The 7,836-nt window shown below is 62.7% G+C and carries 6 protein-coding genes and 3 pseudogenes; 2 read left to right on the top strand and 7 right to left on the bottom strand.

The features are described 5' to 3' along the window. Window positions 1-248: 248 nt before the first annotated feature. From QA634_RS07455 to QA634_RS07440, 4 genes and pseudogenes are all read right to left on the bottom strand, one after another. Window positions 249-1,205: a hypothetical protein gene (locus tag QA634_RS07455; RefSeq protein WP_012331388.1), complete on the bottom strand. Its 957-nt coding sequence runs from the start codon at window positions 1,203-1,205 to the stop codon at window positions 249-251. A gap of 219 nt (window positions 1,206-1,424) precedes the next feature. Further along, window positions 1,425-1,607, bottom strand: a pseudogene (locus QA634_RS07450) (IS630 family transposase); the annotation flags it as partial. A 14-nt stretch (window positions 1,608-1,621) separates the two neighbouring features. After that, window positions 1,622-2,134: an excisionase family DNA-binding protein gene (locus tag QA634_RS07445; protein WP_043700930.1), complete on the bottom strand. Its 513-nt coding sequence runs from the start codon at window positions 2,132-2,134 to the stop codon at window positions 1,622-1,624. 76 nt (window positions 2,135-2,210) lie between these two features. Continuing rightward, window positions 2,211-2,432 (bottom strand): annotated as a pseudogene (locus tag QA634_RS07440) (transposase); the annotation flags it as partial. Window positions 2,433-2,580: 148 nt separating this feature from the next. Between QA634_RS07440 and istA the strand changes: the two are divergent. Together istA and istB are read left to right on the top strand one after the other, a co-directional pair. Continuing rightward, window positions 2,581-3,864, top strand: a complete 1,284-nt coding sequence (istA, locus tag QA634_RS07435) for an IS21-like element ISMtsp8 family transposase (protein ID WP_012290058.1) — start codon at window positions 2,581-2,583, stop codon at window positions 3,862-3,864. Continuing rightward, window positions 3,861-4,736: an IS21-like element ISMtsp8 family helper ATPase IstB gene (gene istB / locus QA634_RS07430; RefSeq protein ID WP_012290057.1), complete on the top strand. Its 876-nt coding sequence runs from the start codon at window positions 3,861-3,863 to the stop codon at window positions 4,734-4,736. Before istA ends, istB begins: the two co-directional genes overlap by 4 nt. Window positions 4,737-4,809: 73 nt before the next feature. On the opposite strand, the pseudogene QA634_RS07425 reads toward istB, so the two are convergent. From QA634_RS07425 to QA634_RS07415, 3 genes and pseudogenes are all read right to left on the bottom strand, one after another. Beyond that, window positions 4,810-5,522: pseudogene (locus tag QA634_RS07425) on the bottom strand (IS256 family transposase); the annotation flags it as partial. A gap of 349 nt (window positions 5,523-5,871) precedes the next feature. Next, window positions 5,872-6,207, bottom strand: a complete 336-nt coding sequence (locus tag QA634_RS07420; RefSeq protein ID WP_265576555.1) for a hypothetical protein — start codon at window positions 6,205-6,207, stop codon at window positions 5,872-5,874. Window positions 6,208-6,576: 369 nt separating this feature from the next. Then, a complete protein-coding gene (locus QA634_RS07415; protein ID WP_012331386.1) occupies window positions 6,577-7,740 on the bottom strand; it encodes a carboxylate--amine ligase in 1,164 nt (387 codons plus the stop codon). Window positions 7,741-7,836 lie beyond the last annotated feature (96 nt).

Here is a 7,836-nt window from a genome sequence, read left to right as displayed (position 1 = left end):
TTGCCACCAACACAAGGTTTTCATCTAAGATGATGCCGAGGGAGAGGTAGATAGTTTTAGATTCGGCTGGAGACAGCACAGGCGAGTCTTGCTCCATTTTTAGGAACTCCGTTTAGCTCGTTGTAGCGGCTCTTCATGAGGTTAGCGCATATATACAAAAATGAATGAGCTAATACCATTGTGCTGTCAGGCCTACCAGAGAACCAGGAACAAGAATTAGCGACTATATCTTGGAGATATTAGGCATCTTACCACTGGAACGCATACTGATCCCATTCAGAATACCATCCTGTTCCGTAATACTTCCATCGGTTTGTATCGATAATAACCACATGTCCTCCCCAGTATCCGCCCTCTATATGTTGGAATACTGCCCAAAATCCCGTATTTGGCTCGACCATGCGCTCGTGGCGTCTAGCTTTTGCTTGAAACCAGCACCACATGTTCCGCGCGCGAATCGGCCGACTAGCACTTGTTCCACATCTTGCCTTAATGCACTTATTAGTTCTTATATCGCGTAACTCAGTGAAGCCGGCTTTGATAAAAGCGTTGGAAAGAAAGTGAGCACAATTATTTGTATATTCGTCTCCTCCACTACATTTCTCTGAAAACATTTTCGCAGCCCCCTCCAAGGTTTTGCCGGGCACAAGAAGTGCTTGGTCGGATAATCCTCCCGGCGAAGGGTCCAAGCCTGTCAATTCGAACTCTGGTTGTGCGAAAATTTCCGCCGGGTAATCTGCGTTCCATGGGTTCGGAACTGCTTGTTCCGCAGACAAACTTTGATTGAAACTCTCATTCACAATAGAAGGTGTGCTCGCGCAATATTCTTTACCATTAAATACGTACCCGAGCCATTCGCCGTCTACAACTGTAGAAATCATTCGGGCGCCGCGATACATCGTGTTTCTATGTAAATAGAAACTGAGATTTTTGACACGATTTGATCCGATTATTTCAGGATTGTCCGAGTCTGCATGCCTGACTATGTAAAATATACTACAATCAAAACACTTGCTTGGAACAACTAGCAAATAATCTGGCAAAGATGTATGTGCGAATAAGTATTGACGACTAAACATCGAGCCGTATTTACTGTCAGGCTCGTGATAGCTAGCATGGTATTTTATTAGCAGATCGGCAAGATAGTCTTCTATACTCGTTGCCTCTTCATATGGCCTGAATCGAATGCGGAGAACATCTTCCATGCCTCACTCCCTTTGTACGTAAAAACTGTACAAAAAAATGAGCCACACCCGTCCTCTATCAGCCGCAATTGACAACTTTAGGCTGAGAACAAGATAACGTCAACAACTTTTTTGTTTGCCGCGTTTCTTGTCCGTCGCCGGATGATCTGAGACAGCCTGCGGGCTTCAGGAAAGGAGGCTCTGGTCCATCTGGGTCGAGATATTTAGAGCTATTCCCGGTCAGATCGCGACGGCTAAGTCGTTTTCGTATCCGGCAGAGGTGAGGTAGAGGTAGTTGCGGCATTCCTGCGGAGTAAAGCAGGTGAAGGCCTGCCGGATTGCCGCCCAGAGATCCGGGATCGTGCGGGCGGCCGCACTGCGCAACAGCGCCTTGAGCTTCGCGAACACCTGCTCCACTGCGTTTCCATGCTGCCTCTCTATGTCCGGTTCCTGTTGCCTGGCGACAGCGCCGCCGCTCTAACGTGGTCCAGCTCGTCGCCGCTCATCTGCACGAGCCAGATGCGCTGCGTCCCGCGGGCCGCCATACGCCCCCGCAGTCGCCCCTCTTGCAGCCAGCGGTAGGCGGTGTGTCGGTGCACGCCGAGCCGTTTGGCCGCCTCGTGCAGCGTCCATTCGGCGCCGGGCTCGCGCGGGACGTTGCCGCTCCAGATCGGCCGCCCGCTGCCCAGCCCGTGGCGGAACACCAGGCGCTGGATCATGGACGCGTCGAACGCCTCCCGCCTGGGCGGCCGCCAGCCGGTGGCGTTCAGCCGCTCGGCGATGGCCGCGGCCGAGCAGCCCTGCCCACGCAGGTCGCGGATCGTGGCCAGCACCTGCTCGCACCCGCGCAGCTGCTCGAACCGCCGGACGGGCCGGACCAGCGCGTGGCGGGTCTGCGCGCCACCGGCCCAGTCGCACACGATCTCGACGTGCTCGCTGCTGCCGTCCACGCGCGCGGCTGTGAGCGGGCGTTGGATCCTGGTTCTTCGTCACTCTGATATTGGTGGCGAATTCGGCTCAGCTCAGTCAGGCCGCGAGTTGATGCAGCCGCGCAAAGGCTGAGTGCCGTGTTCGCGCCTTTGGTTCGTCCGCCAGCCACCGCAGCAGGCGTGCCAAGTTCATCGCGGCTGCCGTCATCAGGTGGGCAAGGTGCGTCTTCGCGTGCCCAAAGTACGGCGTCCGTCGGAGCCGAGATGACCGCACACCCTGGGCAATCGTGCCTTCGACGCCGGCCCGCCGAGCGTATTCGTGTGAGCGGGCGTTGGATCCTCCTCACTTGTGGGCCTGCAATTTTCCCCACCCTCCCGGCCGCCCCTGAGCCTCCTGTTTGAGGCGGGATGCCCGCGCGGCGGCCGTCTCACCGAAGCTGGTCCCCGTGGCGGGAGGGAGCGGCGCGGTGGTCAGCCTCGGGGAACTCATGACGATCCTGGACCTCCACCGGCAGGGCCTCTCGGTCACCGCCATCGCCCGCCAGCTCGGCCTCGACCGCAAGACCGTCGCCAAGTACATCGCCCGCGGCCTCGAGCCGCCCGTCTACGGACCGCGATCCCCCCGCGCGCGGGCCACCGACGCCTTCCTGCCCTACCTGCGCGAGCGCCTGGCCGCCTACCCGCAGCTTACGGCCGTCCGTCTCTGGCGCGAGTTGAAGGAGCGCGGCTTCGCAGGGGCCTACACCGCCGTGAAGCGAGCCGTGGCCCTGCTTCGCCCCTCAGCTCCTCTGCCTATCGAGCGCCGCTTCGAGACCCCGCCGGGCGAGCAGGCCCAGGTCGACCTCGCCCGCTTCGAGGTCGTCTTCGCCGACGAGCCGGGCGTGACCCGCATCGTCTGGCTGTTCGCGATGGTGCTGGGCCACTCGCGCTATCTCTGGGCCCGCTTCGTCGTCCACCAGGATCTGCAGACGGTCCTGCGCTGCCACATCGCCGCCTTCCAGGCCCTTGGAGGCGCCCCGCGCGAGATCCTCTACGACCGCATGAAGACCGCCGTGATCGGCGAGGATCCCGACGGCTTGGTCATCTATAACCGCAGCCTTCTCGATCTCGCGCGCCACTACGGGTTCCTGCCGCGCGCCTGCCGTCCCTACCGGGCCAAGACCAAGGGCAAGGTCGAGCGCCCGTTCCGCTACCTGCGCGAGGACTTCTTCCTCGCCCGCTCGTTCCGCAACCTCGACGACCTGAACGACCAGCTGCGGCACTGGCTCGACACCGTGGCCAACGCCCGCCGGCACGCCACGACCAAGCGGATCGTCGCCGACGCCTTCGCGGAGGAGCGCAGCCAGCTGCGGGCGCTGCCGCCCGTGCCCTACGAAGCCGTGCTCAGCCTGGAGCGGCGCGTCACCCACGAGGGCTTCGTCTCGGTGGCGGGCAATCTCTACAGCGTGCCCGACACCACCCGCCGCCGCGCCCTGGAGGTGCACGTGCTGGCCGATCAGATCCGCATCTACGAGGCGGGTGAGCTCGTTGCCTGCCACCTGCCCCTGGAAGGGCGTGGGCTGACGCAGGTCGATCCAGCCCATCGGCGGCCGCGATCTCCCCCGCCCGAGCCACGAGACCCTGCCGAGCCGGTGGTCGTCAGGCGCGCCGGCGACCAGGTCGCGCGTCGCCCGCTGGCCATCTACGACGCCGTAGCCCGCCAACTCGCGGGAGCCGGCGTGCCCAGGACCGACCGGGGAGACGCGGCATGAGCGGAACTGGCGAGCTGATCCCCCCACTGGTCGAGCGGATCAAGGCCACGCTGGTAGGGCTGAAGATGCCGCGCGCCCTGGAGATCGTCGACACCACCGTGCGGCGGCTGGAGCGCGGCGAACTCAGCGCGCTGGAGGCGGTCGATGCCCTGCTGAGCGAGGAGCTGAGCCTACGCGAGAGCCGGCGGGTGAAGACCGCGCTGGTGATGGCGCGGCTCTCGACGGTCAAGACGCTGTCGGGCTTCGACTTCGCCTTCCAGCCCTCGCTCGACCGCACCCGCATCCTGGCCCTGGCCGAGCTGGGCTTCGTGGACCGCTGCGAGGTGCTGCACTTCCTCGGCCCGCCCGGCACCGGCAAGAGCCACTTGGCGGTGGCCCTCGGGGTCGAGGCGGTGAAGGCGGGCCGCAGCGTGTACTTCACCACCCTGGCCGACCTTGTGGGAACGCTGGCGCGGGCCGAGCGGGAAGGAACGTTGCGCGAGAAGATCCGCTACTTCTGCCGGCCGGCGCTGCTGATCGTGGACGAGATCGGCTACCTGCCGGTGGTGCCGGGCGGGGGCAACCTGTTCTTCCAGCTCGTCAACGCGCGCTACGAGCGGGGCGCGATGGTCCTGACCTCGAACCGCGGCTTTGCAGAGTGGGGGGAGGTGTTCGGCGATCCGGTGGTGGCGACCGCGCTGCTGGACCGGTTGCTTCACCACGCCGTGGTGGTGCAGATCGAGGGCTCAAGCTACCGGCTGCGCCAGCACACCGCGCTCATGCCCGAGCACATCCGCTCGAAGGCAGCCCTGCAGGCTCCGCCGCTCGCCCCGCCTCCGCGTCGGCGCGGACGCCCGCCCAAGAATGGAGGTGCTCACCTCGGCATCGCCTGACCGCCGAGCCCGCCGATCTGAGGAAAATTGCGCGCCCGAAATTGCGGAAGGTTCGAAGCCCGTTGACACCTGCTCAGGCCATGGCCCGTGTGAAGCGCTCGCCGACCAGAATAGCGAGCCCCGCCTCGGCCATGGCCCACTCGCGCGGCACCATCCTCCACTCCTTCGGAGCGGTTCAAGACCGGGAACAGCAGCTTCAGCGCGGCCTCGTCCGAGGGAAAACGACCTCTGGCCCGCACCGCCCGGCGCAGCTTGGCGTTCAAAGCCTCGATGGCGTTCGGCGTGTAGACCATTCGGCGCCCCTCGGCCGGGAAGGCATAGAACGGGATGACCTCGCCCCACACCCGCCGCCAGCTCTGACCGATGGCGCCGTACTTGCGGCCCCGGTCGCTCTCCCCGCACGCCGTCGGCGCCCTCCCCGCGGCTGTGGCATCGCTGGCCTGGCAGACCGCCTTGGAGCGCCGCCGCGACGGACTCGCGGTCCTTGTAGGAGGTGAAGTCCGGAGTGTGGCGCAGCAGATGCACGATGCAGGTCTGAACTGCGGCGTCCGGAAAGGCCGAGAGGACCGCCTTCAGGAAGCCCTTCAGGCCATCGACCACCGCCGGCGGGATGTCCTCGACCCCGCGGTTGCGCAGCTCCGTCATCACGCGCGGCCAGTACTTGACGCCCTCGTTGGTCTCGATCCACGGCCCGAGGATCTCCCTGCCTCCGTCGGCCCGCACCCCGAGTGCGAGGTGGACCGCCTTGTTGCGCACGAAGCCCTCGTCGCGGATCTTCGCTCGCAGAACGGCGGAACTGGGCGTGCCGCCGGCCGGGCATCGAGCATGAGCGCGGCGCACATGGGCGAGGATGACGAGTTGATCGGCGCTCCGAGTGACGCTCTCGATGGCGCAGCCCGGCAGGGATGAGCGGAGGACCATCCCGTCCGCGAATCAGCCAGGGCCACCCACGTCACGGCGGCCGTTCCACGCAATGCGCGGGAGAGCCGTCAAACCGAGGGAGGATCAGTCGCGCGGTCCATGCGCAGCCCCCCGCGTGTTCCCGGCTACCGACACTCCACCGACGTGAGGGCGCGGAGCTCCGCCGCGGCGGTCCTGCCGCGGTGCATGTGCGGCCGCCTCGTCGAGCCCCTGGTCAGACCGACGCCGTGCCCCGCTCGACCGAGGACTCCAGATTGCCTGGACCAACTGAAGCTCCGAGGGGAACCGCAGCCAGCTCCTTGCGCGCGAGGTTGCGCGCAGATCCGGTGCCTCTGGCCTGCTCGGCAATCGCGATGATGTGCTCGGCTTGATTGAGCGTCAGGCCGTGCTCATCCCATCCGCACAGAGGCAGGTCCAAGTCGGTGTAGTAAAGCATGAAGGCGTCTCGCTTGAGGCCGCGGCCCTTTGAAATGCTGATCCCGATCCGTCGTGCACGGGTCCGCAATCGATTGAGCCGAAGTCTGCCGGTGGCATCGGAGTCGTGAGCCATGGTGTGTGCTCCACGGTCAACGCGATGATCAACCTGCCGTTCGCTTTGAATTCCTTCGGAGAGGTGCGAGCTGACGTGCTGCAGCCGGCCGGAGGACAAAACCTAGCAGGTGCCTCCGCGCTGACAAGCTGGACCGCCAAGGTTCAGGCGAAGTGGCTCCCTTTCACTTCTCCCGACCCAACCTCAGCCGTCGGTTCGCCCGCACACATCCCGATGGCGAGACGATATTCGGCCGACTGCAGCCTCTAACCAGACCGATGCAATTCGACCGTGAACAAGCTTGACGGGCAGACTGCTTGAGCCAAGGCCGAGGCCCTCAGGTCAACAGCGCGCAAGCTTATCAAACCATCGGATCCAATCAACACAAGCTCAGCTATTTCTCGTGAGCATGCGAACGTTCCGAGCTTTTTTAAGCAAGCTGCTGCATAGATTAAATCCGTATCTCGCGAAACCAGGGAGCGGATCGTCACGACGCCAAAACCCGTCATACACCACCGCCTGATGGGGTATTTTGGCTTTTACTCCTCTAAGCGGCTCCAACCATGACGACCTCCAGACAACGCCCGAACTAACTGCTCCGCGAACGTGTGCAGCTTCCCCACGCTCATACCTATATGCGATCAGAGGAATGTTAACGCCACTTAGCGTCGCGATTTCTTCCTGCATGTCGGTACGACCGACAGTCGGCTCAACGATGAGAAATTTGCTCCTTGACCTGTCCCATTTGTACTCAACGCTACCTAACCCCACATACTTCGCGCATTCGATGAAATTTCGCGTTAATGGCTCCAAGAGCCCAGCCGCTTCTGGAGCCGCTTGGCAATACGCCGTCAACCCGAAACGGGGAGTACTGGCGAGTTTCCGCCCCGTAAACATAGCAGTCGCATCGCCAGGGCTACCGCAATAAAAAAGGCAAAAGAATATCTCGTCTACCGCGCCATCGATCCATTCCTGAACTACCAAGCCCTCCGAGTCTTCCAAATATCTGCCGCATACGGACGCAGCTTCTGCTTCGCAGGCGCAGCCAATCAGGCCGGGCATTTTGCCTGCATGGACTGCGCCTTTGTTTGCAGCCTTGACGACAACCGGATAGCGGAGGCGTCCCAGTTCTCGGATCTCGGCCTCGCGTCGAATCAGTGCCGTGCCAGGGACAGGAAGCCGTTGCGACACCGCGAATTCGTGGAAGCGCGCCTTATCCTGGAGCGTGCATAGGATCTCGTGATCAGGTAACCGGAACTTGAATGCGCTGGCAAGCCTGTCGCGGCTGCGCGAGATCGGCAGAACAGACATCTCGTCCGTGTTAAAAAGCACTGGCGGCTCGCTGAAGCTTTTCCCGAGGCCAAGAAGGGTCTCGACAAAACCTTCGCCCGACATGTTGCCGCTCACAATAGGCAGTGCATGACGCGACCAAAGTGCAGGCGCCATTCGGCTGCGATCGACAACGCAGCTCTTGACCCCAGCTTCACCCAGACTGCGGACAACGCCGAGCCCATTAAGCTGACCAAGTACAACGAGAGCCGAACCGACGAACATCGTAGCACCCGAATTCTATGACGCCGCGATCGCATATCTCACGTTCCGCCGAAGCGATGCTGCGCGTCCCGCGCGCGATGACAGTCTCGTGCGGGC

This window comes from Methylobacterium sp. CB376 (assembly GCF_029714205.1).
Classification (GTDB): Bacteria; Pseudomonadota; Alphaproteobacteria; order Rhizobiales; family Beijerinckiaceae; genus Methylobacterium.
This window is presented reverse-complemented; position numbering and strand designations above follow the sequence as displayed.

Excerpts from the sequence above, each read along its gene's own strand:
- QA634_RS07455 (WP_012331388.1), bottom strand. The coding sequence starts at position 1,205 with ATGGAAGATGTTCTCCGCATTCGATTCAGGCCATATGAAGAGGCAACG.
- istB (WP_012290057.1), top strand. The coding sequence starts at position 3,861 with ATGAGCGGAACTGGCGAGCTGATCCCCCCACTGGTCGAGCGGATCAAG.
- QA634_RS07420 (WP_265576555.1), bottom strand. The coding sequence starts at position 6,207 with ATGGCTCACGACTCCGATGCCACCGGCAGACTTCGGCTCAATCGATTG.
- QA634_RS07415 (WP_012331386.1), bottom strand. The coding sequence starts at position 7,740 with ATGTTCGTCGGTTCGGCTCTCGTTGTACTTGGTCAGCTTAATGGGCTC.